At 70.3% G+C, this 19,747-nt stretch carries 17 protein-coding genes; 11 read left to right on the top strand and 6 right to left on the bottom strand.

Annotated features, from left to right (window positions below; genetic code table 11):
• Window positions 1–62 precede the first annotated feature (62 nt).
• Together P2Q00_RS46490 and mqnP are read left to right on the top strand one after the other, a co-directional pair.
• Window positions 63–1,514, top strand: a complete 1,452-nt coding sequence (locus P2Q00_RS46490; RefSeq protein WP_275780937.1) for a menaquinone biosynthesis decarboxylase — start codon at window positions 63–65, stop codon at window positions 1,512–1,514.
• Window positions 1,511–2,413 (top strand): menaquinone biosynthesis prenyltransferase MqnP, encoded by a 903-nt coding sequence (mqnP, locus tag P2Q00_RS46495; RefSeq protein WP_275780938.1) that lies wholly within the window; start codon window positions 1,511–1,513, stop codon window positions 2,411–2,413. Before P2Q00_RS46490 ends, mqnP begins: the two co-directional genes overlap by 4 nt.
• A gap of 7 nt (window positions 2,414–2,420) precedes the next feature.
• Here mqnP and P2Q00_RS46500 read toward each other — a convergent pair whose 3' ends face one another.
• Window positions 2,421–3,029, bottom strand: a complete 609-nt coding sequence (locus tag P2Q00_RS46500) for a rhomboid family intramembrane serine protease (RefSeq protein ID WP_275780939.1) — start codon at window positions 3,027–3,029, stop codon at window positions 2,421–2,423.
• A 92-nt stretch (window positions 3,030–3,121) separates the two neighbouring features.
• On the opposite strand from P2Q00_RS46500, the gene P2Q00_RS46505 reads away from it, so the two are divergent.
• The 6 genes from P2Q00_RS46505 (at window position 3,122) to P2Q00_RS46530 (ending at window position 7,181) form a co-directional block, all read left to right on the top strand.
• Window positions 3,122–3,805, top strand: a complete 684-nt coding sequence (locus P2Q00_RS46505) for a UbiX family flavin prenyltransferase (RefSeq protein WP_275780940.1) — start codon at window positions 3,122–3,124, stop codon at window positions 3,803–3,805.
• Window positions 3,806–3,893: 88 nt separating this feature from the next.
• Window positions 3,894–4,349, top strand: coding sequence for an Lrp/AsnC family transcriptional regulator (locus P2Q00_RS46510; RefSeq protein WP_275780941.1), 456 nt, complete (start codon window positions 3,894–3,896; stop codon window positions 4,347–4,349).
• Window positions 4,350–4,387: 38 nt separating this feature from the next.
• On the top strand, window positions 4,388–5,551 hold the full coding sequence (gene mqnE / locus P2Q00_RS46515; RefSeq protein WP_275780942.1) for an aminofutalosine synthase MqnE: 1,164 nt from the start codon (window positions 4,388–4,390) through the stop codon (window positions 5,549–5,551).
• A 10-nt stretch (window positions 5,552–5,561) separates the two neighbouring features.
• A complete protein-coding gene (locus P2Q00_RS46520) occupies window positions 5,562–6,086 on the top strand; it encodes a GNAT family N-acetyltransferase (protein WP_275780943.1) in 525 nt (174 codons plus the stop codon).
• A gap of 79 nt (window positions 6,087–6,165) precedes the next feature.
• The gene (locus P2Q00_RS46525) at window positions 6,166–6,474 is read left to right on the top strand and encodes a DUF4229 domain-containing protein (protein ID WP_275780945.1); all 309 of its coding nucleotides are present in this window, start codon (window positions 6,166–6,168) and stop codon (window positions 6,472–6,474) included.
• Window positions 6,475–6,512: 38 nt separating this feature from the next.
• Entirely contained in the window at window positions 6,513–7,181 is a 669-nt protein-coding gene (locus tag P2Q00_RS46530) for a TetR/AcrR family transcriptional regulator (RefSeq protein WP_275780946.1), read from the top strand.
• Here P2Q00_RS46530 and P2Q00_RS46535 read toward each other — a convergent pair.
• From P2Q00_RS46535 to P2Q00_RS46545, 3 genes are all read right to left on the bottom strand, one after another.
• Entirely contained in the window at window positions 7,147–8,055 is a 909-nt protein-coding gene (locus P2Q00_RS46535; RefSeq protein WP_275780947.1) for a hypothetical protein, read from the bottom strand. The two genes, P2Q00_RS46530 and P2Q00_RS46535, sit on opposite strands and share 35 nt — an antisense overlap.
• A complete protein-coding gene (locus P2Q00_RS46540; RefSeq protein WP_275780948.1) occupies window positions 8,052–9,344 on the bottom strand; it encodes a DUF6716 putative glycosyltransferase in 1,293 nt (430 codons plus the stop codon). Before P2Q00_RS46540 ends, P2Q00_RS46535 begins: the two co-directional genes overlap by 4 nt.
• Before the next feature lie 250 nt (window positions 9,345–9,594).
• Window positions 9,595–10,434, bottom strand: coding sequence for a MaoC family dehydratase (locus P2Q00_RS46545; RefSeq protein ID WP_275780949.1), 840 nt, complete (start codon window positions 10,432–10,434; stop codon window positions 9,595–9,597).
• Window positions 10,435–10,723: 289 nt separating this feature from the next.
• Here P2Q00_RS46545 and P2Q00_RS46550 point away from each other — a divergent pair, with 289 nt between their 5' ends.
• From P2Q00_RS46550 to P2Q00_RS46560, 3 genes are all read left to right on the top strand, one after another.
• On the top strand, window positions 10,724–12,676 hold the full coding sequence (locus P2Q00_RS46550; RefSeq protein ID WP_275780950.1) for an AMP-dependent synthetase/ligase: 1,953 nt from the start codon (window positions 10,724–10,726) through the stop codon (window positions 12,674–12,676).
• 240 nt (window positions 12,677–12,916) lie between these two features.
• The gene (locus P2Q00_RS46555) at window positions 12,917–14,833 is read left to right on the top strand and encodes an AMP-dependent synthetase/ligase (protein WP_275780951.1); all 1,917 of its coding nucleotides are present in this window, start codon (window positions 12,917–12,919) and stop codon (window positions 14,831–14,833) included.
• A 123-nt stretch (window positions 14,834–14,956) separates the two neighbouring features.
• Entirely contained in the window at window positions 14,957–17,263 is a 2,307-nt protein-coding gene (locus P2Q00_RS46560) for an MFS transporter (protein WP_275780952.1), read from the top strand.
• On the opposite strand, the gene P2Q00_RS46565 is transcribed toward P2Q00_RS46560, so the two are convergent.
• On the bottom strand, window positions 17,260–18,075 hold the full coding sequence (locus P2Q00_RS46565) for a PIG-L family deacetylase (protein WP_275780953.1): 816 nt from the start codon (window positions 18,073–18,075) through the stop codon (window positions 17,260–17,262). The genes P2Q00_RS46560 and P2Q00_RS46565 overlap by 4 nt on opposite strands.
• 13 nt (window positions 18,076–18,088) lie before the next feature.
• Window positions 18,089–19,705: a peptide-N4-asparagine amidase gene (locus P2Q00_RS46570; RefSeq protein WP_275780954.1), complete on the bottom strand. Its 1,617-nt coding sequence runs from the start codon at window positions 19,703–19,705 to the stop codon at window positions 18,089–18,091.
• Between the last annotated feature and the right edge of the window lie 42 nt (window positions 19,706–19,747).

The raw sequence follows: 19,747 nt of genomic DNA on the forward strand, positions 1-19,747 counted from the left end.
GACGGGGCGCTCGACGGCCCCGGTGACGGGGTCAGGGTAGCGGGTGGCCGATACTGGAACGCATGGCTTACGACGATCTTCGCTCCCTGCTGCGGGCACTGGAACGCGAGGGTGACCTCAAGCGCATCAAGGCCGAGGTCGACCCGTATCTGGAGGTCGGGGAGATCGTCGACCGCGTGCAGAAGGCGGGCGGGCCGGCGCTGCTCTTCGAGAACGTGAAGGGCTCCGCCATGCCCCTCGCGATGAATGTCTTCGGGACGGACCGGCGGCTGCTCAAGGCCCTCGGCCTGAAGTCGTACGGCGAGATCTCCGACCGGATCGGCGGCCTGCTCAAGCCGGAGCTGCCGCACGGCTTCGTCGGCGTCCGTGAGGCCTTCGGGAAGCTCGGCGCGATGACGCACGTACCGCCGAAGAAGGTCAAGGAGGCCCCCGTCCAGGAGGTCGTCCTCACCGGCGACGACGTCGACCTGGACCAGCTTCCCGCCCTGTTCACCTGGCCCAAGGACGGCGGCTCCTTCTTCAACCTGGGGCTGACGCACACCAAGGACCCGGAGAGCGGCATCCGGAATCTCGGGCTCTACCGCCTGCAGCGCCACGACAAGCGCACCATCGGCATGCACTGGCAGATCCACAAGGACAGCCGCAACCACTACCAGGTCGCGGCGAGGCGGGGCGAGCGGCTGCCGGTCGCGATCGCCTTCGGGTGCCCGCCCGCCGTCACCTATGCCTCCACGGCCCCCCTCCCCGGCGACATCGACGAGTACCTCTTCGCCGGGTTCATCGCCGGCAAGCGGATCGAGATGGTCGACTGCAAGACGGTCCCGCTGCAGGTCCCGGCGCAGGCGGAGGTCGTCGTCGAGGGCTGGCTGGAGCCCGGCGAGATGCTCCCCGAAGGCCCCTTCGGCGACCACACCGGCTTCTACACGCCGCAGGAGCCCTTCCCCGCCCTCAAGATCGACTGCGTGACGATGCGGAAGCGGCCGTTGCTTCAGTCGATCGTCGTAGGCCGCCCTCCGACGGAGGACGGACCGCTGGGCCGTGCGACGGAGCGGTTCTTCCTCCCGCTGCTGAAGATCATCGTCCCGGACATCGTGGACTACCACCTCCCCGAGGCCGGGGGCTTCCACAACTGCGCGATCGTCTCGATCGACAAGAAGTACCCGAAGCACGCCCAGAAGGTCATGCACGCGATCTGGGGGGCACACATGATGTCCCTGACGAAGCTGATCGTGGTCGTGGACTCCGACTGCGACGTCCACGATCTGCACGAGGTCGCCTGGCGCGCCCTCGGCAACACGGACTACGCCCGTGACCTCAGCATCGTCGAAGGCCCCGTCGACCACCTCGACCACGCCTCCTACCAGCAGTTCTGGGGCGGCAAGGCGGGCATCGACGCGACGAAGAAGTGGCCCGAGGAGGGCTACACGCGCGACGGCGGCTGGCCCGACATGGTGTTGTCCGACCCGGAGACGGCGGCGAAGGTCGACCGCCGCTGGAAGGAGTACGGCCTGTGAGCAGCGCCTCCGCCGCGATCCCGCAGCCAGGACGCACCAAGGCGTTCCTCCGCCTGGTGATGATCGAGCACTCGGTCTTCGCCCTGCCCTTCGCCTACATCGCTGCGCTGACCGCGATGTTCCAGCAGGACAGGAACATCCACTGGGGCCGGCTGCTCCTGGTCACCATCTGCATGGTCGGCCTGCGCACCTTCGCCATGGCCGTCAACCGGATCATCGACCGCGAGATCGACGCCCGGAACCCGCGCACCGCCCACCGTGAGCTCGTCACCGGTGCGATGTCGGTGAAGCACGCCTGGACCGGCGCACTGATCGCGGTCGTGGTCTTCCTGGGCTCGGCGGCCCTGCTGAACCCCCTGTGCCTGGCCCTCGCCCCCATCGCGGTGATCCCGATGGTGGTCTACCCGTACGGGAAACGCTTCACCAACTTCCCCCAGGCCATCCTCGGCCTCGCCCAGGCCATGGGCCCGGTCGGCGGCTGGCTCGCGATCACCGGCGAATGGTCCTGGGACGCGGTGATCCTGGGTCTTGCCGTCGGCATCTGGATCGGCGGCTTCGACCTGATCTACGCCTGCCAGGACGTCGAGACCGACCGCGAGATCGGCGTCATGTCGGTCCCGGCCCGCTTCGGCATCCCGGCCGCCATCTGGGGCGCACGGATCTGCCACACGGTGGTGACGGCACTGCTCATCTGGTACGCCGTGGTGACGGACGCCGGCGCCTTCTTCTGGATCGGCCTGATGATCGTCGCGGCGGCCTTCGTCTACGAGCACAACATTGTGCGCCCGCATGATCTGTCCCGCCTGAACAGGGCGTTCTTCAGCGTCAACGGGTTCATCGGCATCGCCCTGTTCGTGTGCGCGCTGCTGGATCTGCTGGTGCGCGGGCTGACCGTCTGAGCGCGGCTCAGCGTATGAGCGCCTCAGGTGTGGCGGCCGTCCGGCGCCGGAACCAGAACGCCGCCGCCACGCCCGTCACCAGGCCGAACAGATGGGCCTGCCAGCTGACGCCCGACTGCGTGGGCGCGAGGCCGATCAGGATCGAGCCGCCCCAGACCGCACCGATCAGCAGGCCGACCAGAACGCCGAGCGGGCGGCGCTCCACGAACCCGCTGACCAGCAGAAAGCCGAAGAGGCCGAAGATCAGGCCGGAGGCGCCCGCCGTGTTGCTGTGCGCCGGGGCCACGAGCCACACACCCAGACCGTCGGCCACGATGATGACCAGGCACAGCACGGCGAACCGGCGTATCCCGCCCAGCGCCGCCAGGAACCCCATGACCAGCAGCGGCACGCTGTTGGCGGCCACATGGGCGAAGCCGAAGTGGATGAAAGCGGCCGGGACGACATCGACCAGTTCGGAAGGCGTGCGCGGTGTGATGCCCAGCCCGTCCAGCGCATGGCCGCTGATCACGTCGACCACTTCCAGCAGCCACAGCAGCGCGACCCAGCCCACCATCAGCTTGGCCGCCGTCTTCGCACGATCCCCGCGCGACCACTCAAGCTCGCTGCTCGGCATGGCAACCCCCACTGCTCACTCGTCCCCTCCCAGTGAACGCCCGAGCCCCCTCGACCGGTTCCCACCCCGCGACGCCAGCTAGGCTCGGTGTCGTGAACCCAGTCAAGCCAGGAGAGACGCTGCGTACGCCTTGGATCGTAGGGGTCTCCGGCGCCTCCGGCACGCCATATGCCGCGTCGGTGCTGCGCGCACTTCTCGACGCCGGCGAGAGCGTGGACCTCGTGGTGTCGCGGGCCTCCCGACTGACGCTGCTCGACGAGACGGGGATCTCCTTCCGGGACGCGCACTGGCAGGACGACCTGCGGGAATGGCTCTCGCTCGGGGCCGACGGGAAGCCGGGCGTCTTCGACACCGCCCTCGACCGGGTGCGGTACTGGGCCGCGGGTGACCTGGCCGCGGGGCCGTCCTCGGGTTCGTACCGCACGAAGGGCATGCTGATCGTGCCGGCCTCGACGGCGTGCGTGGCGGGGGTCGCGCTCGGCCTGTCGAAGGACCTGCTGCAACGGGCGGCGAGTGTCACGCTCAAGGAGCGCCGCCCGCTCGTGGTGGCCGTACGGGAGACCCCCCTGAGCGGCCAGACCCTGCGTCATCTGGTGACCCTGGACGACCTGGGCGCCGCCGTGGTCCCCGCCTCGCCCGCCTTCTACGCGGGCGCGACCCACATCCAGGACCTGGTGGACTTCGTCGCCGGGCGGGTGCTGGACGCGGCGGGTGTCGGGCACCGGCTCTACCGCCGCTGGGAGGGCGAACTCGGCGGCGGAACCCGCACCGACTGACCGTCATCTCAGCAAGTCGCAGTACCAGCAGTACTTCGCATCACTTCGCATCACTTCGGGAACTCTTCAGCGGAAGGCATCGAATCGCATGGACGCGGTGGACAGGCAGCTCATCCAGGCCCTGAGGGAGAACGGCCGGGCCTCCTACGCGGAGCTGGGACGCCTCGTCGGCCTGTCGGGACCCAGCGTCACCGACCGCATCAACCGGCTGGAGTCGGCCGGCGTCATCACCGGCTACCGCGCCACCGTCGACGCGGCCTCGCTCGGCCTCGGCGTCACCGCCCTCATCGGCATCTCGCTGTCCGACGCCGCCGACCACGAGGACGTGGCCGGGCGTATGAGGGACCTCTCCGAGATCGAGGACTGCTGGTTCATCGCCGGCGACGACTCGTACATGCTCAAGGTCCGGGCGAACGACGTCGACGGACTGGAGAGGATCATCCGGCGGCTCAGCGGCACCAAGGGCGTCTCCCGCACCCGTACCACGATCGTGCTCTCCACGAAGTGGGAGAACCGGGTCGGGGAACTGCCCGAAGAGGCGTAGACGTACGGTTGGACAGGTCGTCGTAGAAAGGTTGTGGCATGGACGTCGGGCTCAAGCGCGAGCTGGAGGAGAAGGTCAGGGCCGGTGAACGGCTGACCCGCGAGGACGGCATCGCGCTGTACGAGTCGGACGACCTGGCGTGGCTGGGCGGCCTCGCCCACGAGGTGCGGACGCGCAAGAACGGTGACGTGGTTCATTTCAACGTCAACCGGCACCTCAACATGACCAACGTGTGCACGGCGTCCTGCGCCTACTGCTCCTTCCAGCGCAAGCCGGGCGAGAAGGACGCGTACACGATGCGCATCGAGGAGGCGGTGAAGCTCGCCAAGGCGATGGAGGGCGAGAACCTCACCGAGCTGCACATCGTCAACGGGCTGCACCCCAATCTGCCGTGGCGCTACTACCCGCGTTCCCTGCGGGAGCTGAAGGCGGCTCTCCCGAACGTCTCGCTGAAGGCCTTCACGGCCACGGAGATCCACCACTTCGAGACGATCAGCGGACTGTCCGCGTCCGAGATCCTCGACGAGCTCATCGACGCGGGGCTCGAATCCCTGACCGGCGGCGGCGCGGAGATCTTCGACTGGGAGGTCCGCCAGCACATCGTCGACCACCGCACCCACTGGGAGGACTGGTCGCGCATCCACCGCCTGGCGCACGAGAAGGGTCTGAAGACCCCGTGCACCATGCTCTACGGCCACATCGAGGAGCCGAGGCACCGCGTCGACCACGTCCTCAGGCTCCGTGAGCTGCAGGACGAGACGAACGGCTTCCAGGTCTTCATCCCCCTGCGCTACCAGCACGACTTCGTCGACATGAAGGACGGCAAGGTACGCAACCGGCTGCAGGCCCGCACCCAGATGGCCACGGGCGCCGAGGCCCTCAAGACCTTCGCCGTCTCCCGCCTCCTCTTCGACAACGTCCCGCACGTCAAGGTCTTCTGGGTCATGCACGGCGTCCAGACCGCGCAGCTCGCCCTCCAGCACGGCGCGGACGACATGGACGGCTCGGTCGTCGAGTACAAGATCACCCACGACGCCGACAACTACGGCACCCCGAACAAGCTGACCCGCGAGGACCTGCTGGACCTCATCCGGGACGCCGGGTTCCGTCCGGTGGAGCGGAACACTCGGTACGAGATCATCAGGGAGTACGAGGGCCCCGACCCGGCGCGCCGGGAGTCGCCGCAGGCGATGCGGGTGTGAGTACGGCGCCATGTCACTGACCTTCGAACTGGACCCCGCGATAACGCCTGCCCTGCGTGAGGGCGTCCTCACGCTGTGGGCGGACGTCTCGAACGCGGGCGGCTCGGTCGGCTTCGTGCCGCCGGTCGCGGTCGACGACATACGGCCGGAGCTCGTGAAGCACTTCGTCGCCATGGCGGAGGGCCGCACGCGGCTGCTGGTCGGCCGGGACGAGGAGGGCGCGGTGGCCGCGACCGCGTTCCTCACCTTCAACATGCACCGGCTGATGCGGCACTGGCTGTGGCTGTACACGGTCATGGTGCACCCCCGCCACCAGGGCAGGGGTTACGGGCGGGACCTCCTGGCCGCCGCCGAGGAGTCGGCCCGCACCCTCGACGGCATCGAGGCGATCCGGCTCACCTGCCGGGGCGGGATCGGGCTGGAGCACTTCTACGGCTCCTGCGGCTACAAGGAGGTCGGGCGGGTGCCCGGCGCGATCCGCGTCGCGCCCGGGGACGACCGGGACGACATCTTCATGCTGCTGCCGCTGACGTGAGCCACGTACCCCCCTCCAAGATCTGGTGCGGCGCGTGCTTCACTGGACGGGACTGTTCGTTACGGAAGAGTGGATTGAGATGCTCCGCTACACGCTGATGCGCCTCGGGATCTTCGCGGGCTGCTTCGTGGTCGTCTGGGGCCTCGTCTACTCCGGCATCGTCCCGCGCGGCTACGGCGCCTCCAACTTCATGTGGCTCGTCCTGCTGTCGCTGGTGATCTCCGCCCCGATCAGCTACGTCGTCCTGCGCAAGGAGCGCGACCGCGCCTCCGTGAAGGTCGTCGAGCGGGTCGACCGGATGAAGGCCAACTTCGACGCGAACGCCGCCCAGGAGGACGAGGCGGACGACGCGAGCCGCGCGCAGGGGCAGGCACCGCAGGCTTCGTAGGGGGGTTGCGGGCGCCCGCTCCCAATTACTCTTGCCGCATGGGTGCCGTGAAGACCAAGCGGATGCCGCGGGCGGTCCGTGAGCAGCAGATGATGGACGCCGCCGTGCGGACCTTCGGTCAGCGTGGGTACATGGCCGCGTCGATGGACGAGATCGCCGAACTGGCGGGCGTGTCCAAGCCGTTGGTCTATCTGTATCTGAACTCGAAGGAAGACCTGTTCACCGCCTGCATCCGCCGCGAGGCGAAGGCGCTCGTCGAGGCGGTCCGCAGCGGTGTGCGGCCCGAGCTGCCCGCCGACCGCCAACTCTGGGAAGGGCTCGGGGCGTTCTTCACGCACACCGCGCAGAACCCGGACGGCTGGGCGGTGCTGCACCTCCAGGCCCGTACGCGCGAGCCGTTCGCCGCCGAGGTCACCGCGATGCGCGAGGAGATCGTCGCGTTTGTGACGCAGCTGATCGTGGTCGCGGCGAGGGAGGCCCACCGCAACCCCGATCTGCCCGAGCGTGAGGTCGCCGGGCTCGCCGAGGCCCTGGTCGGCGCCGCCGAGTCCCTCGCCGCCTGGGCGAATGCCACCCCGGGCACAGCGGCCCGGCAGGCGGCGGCCACGCTGATGAACTTCGCCTGGGCGGGGCTCGGCAACCTCATGGAGGGGCGGCCGTGGTCCCCGCCGGTCACAGCGGAACCGGAGCTCCCGGCGAGCCCGTAGCCAGGGCGCAGGCCCTGATCTCCACCCCCGTGCCGGCCAGCAGCCGCGGCAGCGTGCGCGGCACCGTCGACGACAGGCTCAGCAGGGTGCCGGCGACCGGGCCGCGCAACAGTTCCAGCTCCAGGGGAAGTTCGGGGCGTACGATCTCCAGCTCGCCGTACTCCGCAAGGAGCCGCAGTTTCCCGGGGTCCTCGCGGTGGTGGGCGTAGTAGCGCTCGGCGTTCCACCGGTGGGCGAGGGACGAGACCTCCTCCACGTACCGCCCGGCGTCGATCAGTCCCCGCTCCGCGAGCGACGTGCCGATCATGTCGGTGCTGCCGAAGTGCACCTCGGGCGGACCGAAGCGCTGCCGTGCCCAGGTGTAGGAGTTGGCGGACGTGACGGTGCCGGGCGGCAGGCGCAGGTCCGCCGTCAGGCAGGAGAAGACCTCAAGGCCCCGTCCCTCGCGTGGTGCCGGCCGGCGGATCAGGGGGCGGCCGGCGAGGAGTTCGCGGGACTGCTCCAGAGCGGCGGTGCGGTCGTCGAGCAGGACGAGGTTCCGGGCCCGGAACAGCGACAGCAGCCGCCGGACCAGCCCCGAGAACGGGTCGCCCGCCACCAGCGTGTCCGCCGCGGCCAGCTTCGGTGCGAGCGCGGTGAGCGCGTACGCGAACCGGGCCGGGCCCCGGCGGATGTCGTACAGCCCGACCCGCAGCCCCTCCTCCCGCGTGAGCCCGGCCATGGCCCGCAGCTGACGCCGGCTGCCCACGTCCCGCGGCAGCAGCACCGCGACCTCGCAGCGCCCCGGCTCCGCCACCCCGTCGCGCTCCCCGAGCGCCCACTCCAGCAGGTGGAGCAGCTGTGCGGGGGACTCGACGAGCGCGAGGACGCTCATACCGCCCCCCAACGACGCAGTGCCGGCGCCACCCGCTGGTGGCCCATCCGGTACAGCTTCCGCGCGCCGCGTCCCGCGACCCGTCGTACGACCTTCCCGGCCCCTCGCGCGCCGCCGAGGCCCAGGGGCGCGGGCAGCGGGCGGCCCTTCTCGTCGAAGCCGTTGTTGCGGAGGATGCCGGTGAGGTAGATGCCGGCGGTCCCCGGGGAGTAGTACGGCCGCAGCGGCGGCAGCGGGCCCGCGGCGCGCAGCGCGGCGATGCGGGTGCGGGCCGCGGCGTACGGGTCGGTCCTGCCGATGCCCTGCGCCGCCGCCCATGCGGGATCCGGCTGCGGCAGTGCGCCCGCGTCGATGTCGTCCCAGGAGGCGAGGCAGCCGGACCGTACGAAGTAGTGGTTGCCGTGTGCCTCGCGGACGCCGACATCGGTGAGGATCGCCGTGGGGATGCGCCGGTGCATCGACTCCAGGGCGGCCGTCGAGCTGACGGTGACGAGCAGGTCGGTGCGGTCGAGGACCTCGCCCATGTTGCCGTAGACGAGCTGAAGGTTGGGCGGGGCGGGCTCGGCGAGCTCCTCGACGAGCAGCTGGTACGGGTCGGACTCCACATGCGTGGTCTGCTCGCCGGGCAGACTGCGCAGCTTGATCAGCACCTGCCGCTCGGGGTACCGCAGCGCATGCCCGGCCGCGCGCTCCAACAGCCGCAGCCGGCCCTGCCGTTCCTTCGGCACGGACGGCTGGACGGCGAAGGTGACGGTGAACGGCCGCTCGCCGGAGGGCCGGTAGGGATCGCCGCCCAGGAACGGCAGCGCGCACTCCACCACCGACTCCGGATCGATGCCGACGTTCTCGAAGACGGAGCGGAAACGCCCAGCGTCGTAGGCGGAGTTGGCGAGCACGAGGTCCGTGCCCGCGCGGGTCATCAGCCCGTCGACCATCTTCTCGTAGACGACCCCGACGTACCCGCTGACCGTGACCGGCCGGTGCTCGCGGCCCTCCCACGCCAGCCCCAGGCTGTGCGTGAGCGCCAGGACCGTACCGCCGAGGACGGCCAGGACGACGATGTCGGCGCTCGCCAGCTCCTCGTCGTCGACCAGTTCGGCGGCCGACAGCACGCGCTGCGAGTCGGGCACGATCCCGACCTCGGCGAGCTGCCGCTCGGTCGGAGTGGACCGGCCCCGCAGGAAGCAGGCGTCGAGCGCGTGCCCGGGGGCGATCTGCCGTGCCACCGACGCACCCCACTTCCAACGGGTGTCCGAGTCCGCGAGTACGGCGATACGTCTGGGAGGCATGGCTCGGCGCCCTTCGTGCAGTGGATCAGAAGGAGGGGGGTGGGCCGAGGCTAGGAACCATGCCTGAGGAGGGCATGAGCGATCCCTTGAAGGAACCTTGGGCAAGCTTGGGGGCTACTGTGAGGAATTCCTTAACTACCCGATTTTTCCTGGGAGTTCGCGATGCCCCGACGGGAGCGCGTCGCCGAGTATTCGCCTGATGTTCACGGCCGGCCGGTGAACCCATGGGCCGACGCGCGCCTCCGCGGACTCAGTCGAGTACAGGGTGTCCCACGACACCGCTCACATGCACGCGCTCCCCGCTGCGCAGCTCGAACCGCCCTCCGTCCGCCGCATACGTCACCGTCCCCGGCAGTAGCACCGGCGCCCTGAACTGCGCCTCCACCCGGGCGCGTGCGGGCACCCCGTGCGCGGCGAGGCAGCGGGCCACCGTCCACATGCCGTGCGCGATGGCGCGAGGGAACCCGAAGAGGCGGGCGGTGAGCGGGTGCAGGTGGATGGGGTTGCGGTCGCCGGAGGCGGCGCCGTACCGCCGCCCGACATCGGCGGCCAGCCGCCACTCGGCGACGGCGGGCAGGGGCTTCCGGTCGTCCCTGGGCGTCTCAACGGGGTGCTGCGTCCGGTGCCGCGCCAGATACGTGCTCCGCGACTCCCAGACGACCTCCCCGCCCTCCCGCATCTCCGTGATCACGGAGGCCTCGGTGCCGCGTCGATGCGGCTCCAACCCGCCCACGTACACGGCGAGTTCGTACTCCCCGGTCGCCGCCGGCGCCCGCCGCTGAGTGATCTCGATCGACGTGTGGACGAGACCGAGCAGGGGCAGCGGGAAACCCCGGTCGCTCATCAGCCGCATGGCCAGCGGGAAGCCCAGGACATGCGGATAGGTCGGCGGCAGCGCGTCGGCGCCGGTCGCAAAGCCGCACACCCGCTCGTACGCCGCCAGGCGGGCCAGATCGATGCGCAGGGCGGGCAGGACGAGCCGGTCGCGGGGGAAGTCGGCGTCCGGACGCGGGCGCTTGAAGGGGGACAGCAGGGCGCCGCGGGCGAGCAGAGGCGCGAGTGCGGGGGTACTGGGCAGAACCACGGACATCGCAACTCCCCACACTTCGTCACGCGGATGTACTTCTTACTCCAGAGTCAGGTTACCCGAGGTAAGGCAGGGTGAAGGTGGGGCCAGAAGATGAAAAACGTTCACCATGCCGCCCGGTCGGGTCTTTTAGGCAGGAAAAGCGACGAGCTTGCACATCCCCGACGCATCCCCGCCGCCGGACGACCGTCGAACCCTCACGGACTCATCACTCGCGAGCCGTACGATCTCCCTCCCCTGACCTGCGGCAACTCCCCCGCAGGGCAACTCCGTTGAGCCTCTGGAGTCGCCCGTGTCCACCTCGCAGCAGTCCGCCACCGCCGCTGTACACTCCACGACGTACGACGGCACACCGGTTCTTGTGGAGCCCGTGATCCGGCGGCTGGACGGGGAGGTGCGCGAGGTCTCCGTGCCGCCCTTCGTCCCGCCGGTGACCTACGGCTCGCTCGCCGACCTGCCCTTCGAGAACGCGCGCAGCGCCCCCGCCGACAAGGTCCTCAGCCGCCGGACCGAGTCGGGCCGGTGGACGGACGTGACGGCGGTCCAGTTCGCCGACGAGGTGCTGGCGGTGGCCAAGGGCCTGATCGCCGAGGGGCTGGTGGCAGGCGACCGTATCGCTGTCATGGCGCGGACGATCTACGAATGGACGCTCCTCGACTTCGCCGCGTGGGCCGCCGGCCTGGTCACCGTCCCGATCTACCCGACCTCCTCGGCCTTCCAGACCCGGTGGATCCTCCAGGACTCCGGCGCGGTGGCCCTGGTCACGGAGACCGCCGCCCAGGCGTCGGCCCTCGGCCCGGAACTCGACCGGGTGCCGGACCTGCGGCACCTGTGGGTCATCGAGAAGGGCCACGTGGAGCGGCTCGCGGAGCGCGGTGCGCACGTGCCGGACGCGGAAGTCGCCGTACGCCGAGGCATGTTGAGCCCCGAGACGCTCGCCACCGTCGTCTACACCTCGGGCACCACCGGCCGCCCCAAGGGCTGCGCGATCACGCACGGCAATTTCTTCGCCGAGGTCGACAACGCGATCGATCTCCTCTACCCGGTGTTCCGCTCGCGGACCAGCGAAGAGGCGTCCATCCTGCACTTCCTCCCCATGTCGCACATCTTCGGCCGCATGGTGGCGGTCGCCTGCATACGGGCCCGGGTACGGCTGGGCCACGCGCCGAGCCTGAAGTCGGAGGAACTGCTGCCCGACCTGGCGAGCTTTCGGCCGACCTGTCTCGTCGCCATCCCGTACATGCTGGAGAAGGTGTTCAACGTGGCCCGCGCCAAGGCCGAGACCGGCGGCCGGGTCACGTCCTTCGACCGCGCGGCGGGCGTGGCCCGCCGCTACGGGGAGGCGACGGAGGCCCGCCACGCCGGCACCGGCCCCGGCCCGAACGCCGCGCTGAAGGCGGCCCGCACCTTCTACGACCCCCTGGTCTACCGCCGTATCCGCAACGCCATGGGCGGCAGGGTCCGCTACATGATCTGCGGCGGCTCCCCGCTGGGCCGGCGCCTGGCCGCGTTCTACGCAGGCGCGGGCATCGAGATCTACGAGGGCTACGGCCTGACGGAGACGACCGGCGCGGCCACCGTGACCCCTCCCCTCAAACCCCGTCTGGGCACCGTGGGTTGGCCGCTGCCCGGCACGAAGGTCCGTATCGCCGCCGACGGCGAGATCCTGCTGGGCGGCGACCACGTCCTGCGCGGCTACTGGGACCCGCACGCGGGCGGCGTCGTCCCGGCGACCGTCGACGGCTGGCTCGCCACCGGCGACATCGGCCGGCTCGACGAGGAGGGCTACCTCCACATCACGGGCCGGAAGAAGGAGATGCTGATCACCGCGGGCGGCAAGAGCGTCGCCCCCGCTCCGCTGGAGAACTGGCTGCGCGCCCACCCCCTGATCTCCCAGGTCATGGTCGTCGGAGACGCCCGCCCCTACGTCGCCGCCCTCATCACCCTCGACATGGAGGGCGTCAGCCACTGGCGCCGAATGCACGGCAAGTACCCCGTCCCGGCGGGACTCCTCCTGGACGACGACGAGTTGAGACAGCTCCTGCAACGAGCAGTGAACGAGGCGAACAAACTGGTCTCCCGCCCCGAGTCCATACGCCGCTTCACCATCCTCCCCGTCGACTTCACGGAGGAGGCGGGCCACTTGACCCCGTCGATGAAGCTGAAACGGGATCAGATCGCAGAGGAATTCGCCGAGCAAATCGAGCAGCTCTACAACCCCTACGGCACGGGCGCGCCGCTTTAGGGGCGCGGGGAACTGCGCGACAAGCCACGACGAAGCCGCAGACGAAAGACGGCAGCCCCCGGCACAACCCCACCGCAAAACCCACGGAGTGCCCGCACGAACTCCCCACGCCGACACCGTACGATCGCCGTTCTAACCCGCGGTAACCCCCCAGCCGCACACCGCTGGTGAACGTCTCGGTACGCCCTGCACGTACCTCAACAGCAGAGCGGAACCGAGCTGCACGCCCCAGGAGCTGCCATGTCCGTGCCCGTGCCCTATCCGTCCGCGTCCGACTACGACGGCGTTCCCCAACTGGTGGAGCCCGAGATCCGGCGGCTGGACGGGGAGGTACGCGAGGCGTCGGTACCGCCGCTCGTCCCGCCGTCCACCCACGGTTCCCTTGCGGACCTGCCGTTCGACAACGCGGACAAGGCACCCGACGCACGCGTCCTCAGCCGCCGTACGCAGGACGGGGATTGGGCGGATGTGACGGCGGCCGAGTTCGCGGACCAGGTCCTCGCCCTTGCCAAGGGCCTGATCGCCGAGGGGCTGGTGGCAGGCGACCGTATCGCTGTCATGGCGCGGACGATCTACGAGTGGACGCTCCTCGACTTCGCCGCCTGGGCCGCCGGCCTGGTCACCGTCCCGATCTACCCGACCTCCTCGGTCTTCCAGGCCCGGTGGATCCTGCAGGACTCCGGCGCGGTGGCCCTGGTGACGGAGACCGCCGCCCAGGCATCGGCCCTCGGCCCGGAACTCAGCCGCCTGCCCGACCTGCGCCATATGTGGATCGTCGACAAGGGGCACCTGGAACGGCTGGCCGAGCTCGGGCAGCGCGTCCCCGACCAGGAAGTCGCCATCCGCCGAGGGATGCTGGTCCCCGACACGCTCGCCACCGTCGTCTACACCTCGGGCACGACCGGCCGCCCGAAGGGCTGTGTCCTCACCCACGGCAACTTCCTCGCCGAGGTCGACAACGCGACCGAACTCCTCTACCCCATCTTCAAATCGAAGTCGGAGGACCCGGCCACCCTCCTCTTCCTCCCCATGTCGCACGTCTTCGGCCGCATGGTGGCGATCGCCTGCATCCGCGCCCGGGTGCGCCTCGGCCACGCCCCGAGCCTGCAGGCGGACGACCTCCTGGCCGACCTGGGCACTTTCCGCCCGACCTTCCTCCTCTGCATCCCCTACATGCTGGAGAAGGTCTACAACAACGCCCGGGCCAAGGCGGAGATCGGCGGCCGGGTCTCCGCCTTCGACCGCGCGGCGAACGTCGCGGTCCGCTACGGCGAGGCGATGTCCGCCCGCCATGCCGGCACCGGCTCCGGCCCGAGTGCCGCCCTCAAGACATCCCGCGCCTTCTACGACCCCCTCGTCTACCGCCGTATCCGCAACGCCATGGGCGGCCGCATCCGCCACATCATCTCCGGCGGCTCACCGCTGGGCCGGCGGCTGGCGGCGTTCTACGCAGGCGCAGGCATGGAGATCTACGAGGGCTACGGCCTGACGGAATCCACCGGCGCCGCGACGGTCACCCCGCCCCTCAAACCCCGTCTGGGAACGGTGGGTTGGCCCATGCCCGGCACCAAGGTCCGGATAGCGGCGGACGGCGAGATCCTGCTCTCCGGCGGCCAGGTCTTCCGTGGCTACTGGGACCCCCACGGCGGCGGAGTGATCCCGTCCTCGACGGACGGCTGGTTCCCGACGGGCGACATAGGCCGCCTCGACGACGAGGGCTACCTCACGATCACCGGCCGCAAGAAGGAAATCCTGATCACGGCGGGCGGCAAGAACACGGCCCCGGCCCCGCTGGAGAACTGGCTCCGCCAGCACCCGCTCGTCTCCCAGTGCATGGTCGTGGGCGACCGCCGCCCGTACATCGCCGCCCTCATCACCCTCGACATGGAGGGCGTCTCCCACTGGCGCCGGATGAACGGCAGACACCCCGTCCCCGCGGAACTCCTGGTCGACGACGACGAGTTGAGGGCGATCCTGCAACGGGCGGTCGACGAGGCGAACAAAATGGTCTCCCGCCCCGAATCCATCCGCCGCTTCGCCATCGTCCCCGGCGACTTCACGGAGGAGGCGGGTCATCTGACGCCGTCGATGAAGCTGCGGCGGGAGGCGGTCATGCGGGACTTTGAGGCGGAGATCGAGGGTCTGTACGAGCGGTGAGCCGCCGCTTGTGAATCTTTCGTACAACCCGGTGGCATCGCATCGAAACGTTTGCGTTTCGCTGCCTTGTGCGCCTAGGTTCGGTGTACGAAACGGTTTCGGACCGATGTGGGGAGCACCAACGTGGAAGTCATCCCGGCCGCCGCCACCACCGCCCAGGCCGGGCCGCCCGGCCCCACCCAGGCACCGTCGAAGCACCGCTGGTGGGCGCTGGCCGTGATCGGCCTCGCCCAGCTCATGGTCGTCCTCGACGCCACCATCGTGAACATCGCGCTGCCGTCCGCCCAGCAGGACCTGGGCTTCGACAACAACGGCCGGCAGTGGATCGTCACCGCCTACTCCCTGGCCTTCGGCAGTCTGCTGCTGCTCGGCGGCCGGCTCGCCGACCTCTTCGGCCGCAAGACGACGTTCATCGTCGGCATCGTCGGCTTCGCCGCCGCTTCTGCGGTCGGCGGCGCGGCCAACGGCTTCACCATGCTGGTCGTCGCGCGCGCGGTGCAGGGCCTGTTCGGCGCGCTGCTCGCCCCGGCCGCGCTCTCCCTCCTCACCACGACCTTCACGGAGGCCAAGGAACGCGCGAGGGCGTTCGGGATATTCGGAGCCATCGCCGGTTCCGGCGCGGCGGTCGGCCTGGTCCTCGGCGGTCTGCTCACCGAGTACCTGAACTGGCGCTGGACGCTGTACGTCAACGACGCCATCGCGGTTCCGGCGCTGATCGGCGCGATCGTCCTCCTCGGCCGCTCCGTCCCTGCCGAGCGTCCGAAGCTGGACATCCTCGGTGTCCTCCTGGTCTCCGGCGGGCTGTTCGGCATCGTCTACGGCTTCGCCAACGCGGAGACGCACGACTGGGACAACTGGATGACCTGGGGCTTCCTGGCCGCGGGCGCCGTCCTGCTGGTGGCGTTCTTCCTCTGGCAGGCCCGAGCCAAGCACCCCGTGCTGCCGCTGCGCGTCCTGGCCGACCGCGACCGCGCCGCCGCCCTGTCGACCATGCTGATCTCGTCCGCGGGAATGTTCGGCGTCTTCCTCTTCCTCACCTACTACCTGCAGTCGACGCTGGGCTACTCGCCCGTCAAGAACGGTGTGGCCTTCCTGCCGATGGTGGGCGCGCTGATGGTGCTGGCGCAGATCTCCACCAACTGGCTGGTGCCGAAGATCGGCCCCAAGATCGTCGTACCGACCGGCATGCTGATCGCCCTGGGCGGCATGATCTGGCTGACCCGCCTCGACCTGGACAGCAGCTACGCGGCCCACGTCCTGGGCCCGCTGCTGCTGCTCGGCGCGGGGATCGGCATGTCGATGCCCGCGGCGATGAGCTACGCCACCCTCGGCGTGGAGGCGAGCGACCAGGGCGTGGCCTCGGCCGCCGTCAACACCACGCAGCAGGTGGGTGGTTCGATCAGCACGGCGCTGCTGAACACCCTGGCCGCCACCGCCGCGACCAACTACGCGAAGGACCACCTGTCCGACCCGCTGGTCAAGGCGAACGCGGCCCTGCACAGCTACGCCGTCGCCTACTGGTGGTCGGCCGGGTTCTTCGCCTTCGCCGCGATCGTCACGGCGCTGCTGTTCCGTGCGAAGAAGCGGGCGACCGAGCCCGCGGAGGCGGCAGAGGCGCAGTTCGAGGCCACGCTCCCGGACGTGCCTGGGGCCGTGGATGCCGTCCGTACGGGCGCGGCCGTCCTCCGTGGACAGGTGCGCAACGGTACGGGCGCCCCCGTACCCCGCACCGCGATCACCCTGCTGGACACGTCGGGCCGCCAACTGGCCCGTGCCGTCTCCCGCGAGGACGGCACATACGCGGTGGACACCGCCGAGCGCGGCAGCCTCGTCCTCATCGGCTCGGCGCCCGGCTACCAGCCGCAGGTCGTCACGCTGACCCTGAACGGCGCACCCGTCTCCCACGACCTGGTGATCCTGCCCAGCCCGGGCGGCCTGGCCGGCACGGTGCGCGGCGGCGACGGCGAGGTCCTGCCCGGCGCGCTGGTGGTGGCCACCGACCAGCGCGGCGACGTGACGGCCTCCACCACCACCGCAATGGACGGCGGCTACCGCATCGGCGACCTGCTCCCCGGCGACTACACGCTCAGCGTCAGCGCACCCGGCCACCGCCCGGCCGCGGTGGCAGCCACCGTCACCGCCGAGCCCGCCCGCTGCGACATCCAGCTCTCCGTCGCGGCGACCCTGCGAGGCACGGTGCACACCCCGGACGGGCGGGCACTGGACGACGCCCGGGTCTCCCTGATCGACGCCGCCGGCAACGTCGTAGGGACCCGCACCACGAGCGTCGACGGCAGCTACGCCTTCACCGACCTCTCCAGCGAGCAGTACACCGTCATCGCCAGCGGCTACCCGCCGGTGGCCACACAGGTCACGCTGAACGGCAGCCGGGAGGGCGTCGACATCCGGCTGGGCCACAAGGAGTCCTAGGCTCTGTCCCCGGCCGACCCCCATGCGACAGCGTCCGCCGCCCCGGATCTCAGGGCGGCGGACGCTGTCGGGTCCACCGTCGCCCCAGCGCCATGGCGGATGTACCACTCGGTGGACATCACCCTGGCCCGTACCGTCGGCGGGAGCGCGGCGAGGCGGCCCGGCAGCGCCCCCCGCCTCACCTCACTCCCGTGCGCCATGATCGCGGCCAGCTTCTGCTCCACCCACGGCCCGACATCCACGACCGCCGACACCCACTCGTCCGGGACGCTGAACATTTCCCTGCCCGGCCGCAGCAGGACATCGCCCAGTGTCTGCGCGGCGGAGTCGGGGTGGGTGGCCAGGTAGAGCGCACTCGGCTGCCAAGGGGCGCCCGCCTCCGGATACAGCCGCCCCCACCCCGCCGCCTGCACCGCAAGCACGGTCACCCGATGGGCGTGCACATGATCCGGATGCCCGGACAGATTGCCGTACGCGTCATGGGTCACCACGACCTCCGGCCTGAACTCCCGTACATGCGCGACCAGTCGCCCCACCACCTCGTCCAGCGGCGCATCGCAGAATCGAGCGGCACCTGGCGCGGACTCGGGCACGCCCGCATCGGCGTACCCGAGCATCCGCGGCTCTCCGGCACCGAGGATCCGCAGCGCCTCCGCCAACTCCCGCGCCCGCCAGGTGCCGTCGGCCCAGGTCGCCGTGACGACCGCCGTACGAGCCCCTGAGGCGGAGTGCCGGGCGAGTACCCCGCCCGCGACCAGGGACTCGTCGTCCGGGTGGGCGAACACCGCGAGGAGGCTGGGGAGCGTGGTCATGGGTGCCAGGGTGTCAGCAGCGGCGTACGTCCTTCGTCAGCACGCCCTGCTCGGTCGCGAGGGCATGGTCGTAGCACACGCCGTCCCCGCGCAGCCGGTACCGCTCGCTCGTCGTGGCCACCGCATGCCGCTCCTCGCGGGCCACGCCCAGCGTGAAGGTGGCGTCGCCGTTGTAGGTGTCGTCGAGCCGCAGCCCGTCGCCGTTGCGTGCGTGATCGCCGAGGGACATGACGACCCGCAGCCGGTTGTCGGCGTCGACCGTGGCGCGGCCTTCGAGGGCGTACGTGCGGTCGGTACGGGCGGTGCGCCCATCGACGGTGACCTTCTGGTCGTCGGTCCAACGGCCGCTGAGGTCATCGGTGTTCTCGTCGGGAGTCCACTGGTGCGTGATGCCGCTGGTCAGCTTGCGGTCGACGGTGGTCGTGACCCGCCCGTGGGAGGTGTCGACGTACCCGGAGACCTTGAGCCGATGACTCCCGTCGGTCACGAGAGTGCGCAGGGAACCGTCCTGGTAGGTGTTGCCGACGGCCGGGGCGTCGCTCGCGTACGCCGTCACGGCCCCCGTCACCACCGCCCGATGGGCGTCCTGCCACACCAGGATGTTCGTCGGCGCACTCCATCCGGTCTGCCCGGCCGGCACCCCGACCACGGACACGTCCACGGTGTGCGCCCTGCCGTCGTTCAACTCCCCGGCGAACGGCGTCAGATCGAACGTCAGCGGCCGCACGTCGAAGGCCCGAGGTGCCGGTATCACGGACCACAGATACGGCGACCAACCCCCGGTCCACACATTGGGGAAGGGCGACGCGATCCCGGCGACCCGCCTGTCGATGCTGACCTGCACCTCCCGGTACGGCCCGTCGTCCCCGCCCTTGCAGGAGTACGACGCCGACGAGGTGACCGCCGTGTACCAGAACTCCTCGCATCCGCCGCCCGATCCGGTGGCGTACACCTCGGCGAGGATCCGCTCGGAGTTGCGCGGGGTCGTGAGCTTCGCTCCGCTGGTGACGCTGTCGCCGTCGCTGAGGGGGATGACCTGGTCGGGGGTGTCGGCGGTGTGGTGGCCGCCGGGCTGGGACGCGGGCGCGGGCGCGTAGAAGGTGAGCGTCACTTTCACGTCCAGCACACCCGTGTACGTGTCGTTGACAACGTTGCCGATCAGCATGTCCACAGCCTGCGGGCTGCTGAGCGTCTTCGAGTACTCGGTCACGTCCTTCTCGACGTGCCAGTCGATGCCCTGGGGGGACGGCTCGGGGGTCGAGGTCCGGAGGACCTGCACCCCACCGATGTCCAGATAGCCGAGCCGGTCGTACTGCCTCCCGGCCACACTCCCGTCCATCCGCAGCACGACCTTCGACCAACTCCCGGGCGTACCACAGTCATTGGGCGGGGTATACGTCCCCGAATACGGCGTGAAGTCCTTGAACTGCGCCTGCGCGACGGTGACCGTGCAGGACTTGGTGTGAGGCGTGGAGACGGGCGGGGCGGCGGTGACCGGATCGTGCCAGTCGGTACCGAACTCGGTGGGGACGGTGTCGGCGGAGGCAGGCCCCAGCGCGAGACCGAGGGCGGTGAGGGCGGAGGCGATGACAGTGGCGGTCCGTCTCAGGCGGAACGGTGGCATGGTCATGCCGCGCAGTGAACACGCCTCTGCCGTGCCCGGCCAAGAGCC

Origin of the sequence: Streptomyces coacervatus, from assembly GCF_029223485.1 — a bacterium.
In the GTDB taxonomy this organism is placed as follows: Bacteria; Actinomycetota; Actinomycetes; order Streptomycetales; family Streptomycetaceae; genus Streptomyces; species Streptomyces coacervatus.

What these genes read in the sequence shown, in the direction of transcription:
- P2Q00_RS46540 (WP_275780948.1), bottom strand. Translation starts at nt 9,344, where the DNA reads ATGCCTCCCAGACGTATCGCCGTACTCGCGGACTCGGACACCCGTTGG.
- P2Q00_RS46520 (WP_275780943.1), top strand. Translation starts at nt 5,562, where the DNA reads ATGTCACTGACCTTCGAACTGGACCCCGCGATAACGCCTGCCCTGCGT.
- P2Q00_RS46555 (WP_275780951.1), top strand. Translation starts at nt 12,917, where the DNA reads ATGTCCGTGCCCGTGCCCTATCCGTCCGCGTCCGACTACGACGGCGTT.
- P2Q00_RS46510 (WP_275780941.1), top strand. Translation starts at nt 3,894, where the DNA reads ATGGACGCGGTGGACAGGCAGCTCATCCAGGCCCTGAGGGAGAACGGC.
- P2Q00_RS46570 (WP_275780954.1), bottom strand. Translation starts at nt 19,705, where the DNA reads ATGACCATGCCACCGTTCCGCCTGAGACGGACCGCCACTGTCATCGCC.
- P2Q00_RS46545 (WP_275780949.1), bottom strand. Translation starts at nt 10,434, where the DNA reads ATGTCCGTGGTTCTGCCCAGTACCCCCGCACTCGCGCCTCTGCTCGCC.
- P2Q00_RS46565 (WP_275780953.1), bottom strand. Translation starts at nt 18,075, where the DNA reads ATGACCACGCTCCCCAGCCTCCTCGCGGTGTTCGCCCACCCGGACGAC.
- P2Q00_RS46490 (WP_275780937.1), top strand. Translation starts at nt 63, where the DNA reads ATGGCTTACGACGATCTTCGCTCCCTGCTGCGGGCACTGGAACGCGAG.
- mqnE (WP_275780942.1), top strand. Translation starts at nt 4,388, where the DNA reads ATGGACGTCGGGCTCAAGCGCGAGCTGGAGGAGAAGGTCAGGGCCGGT.
- P2Q00_RS46525 (WP_275780945.1), top strand. Translation starts at nt 6,166, where the DNA reads ATGCTCCGCTACACGCTGATGCGCCTCGGGATCTTCGCGGGCTGCTTC.
- P2Q00_RS46535 (WP_275780947.1), bottom strand. Translation starts at nt 8,055, where the DNA reads ATGAGCGTCCTCGCGCTCGTCGAGTCCCCCGCACAGCTGCTCCACCTG.
- P2Q00_RS46500 (WP_275780939.1), bottom strand. Translation starts at nt 3,029, where the DNA reads ATGCCGAGCAGCGAGCTTGAGTGGTCGCGCGGGGATCGTGCGAAGACG.
- P2Q00_RS46530 (WP_275780946.1), top strand. Translation starts at nt 6,513, where the DNA reads ATGGGTGCCGTGAAGACCAAGCGGATGCCGCGGGCGGTCCGTGAGCAG.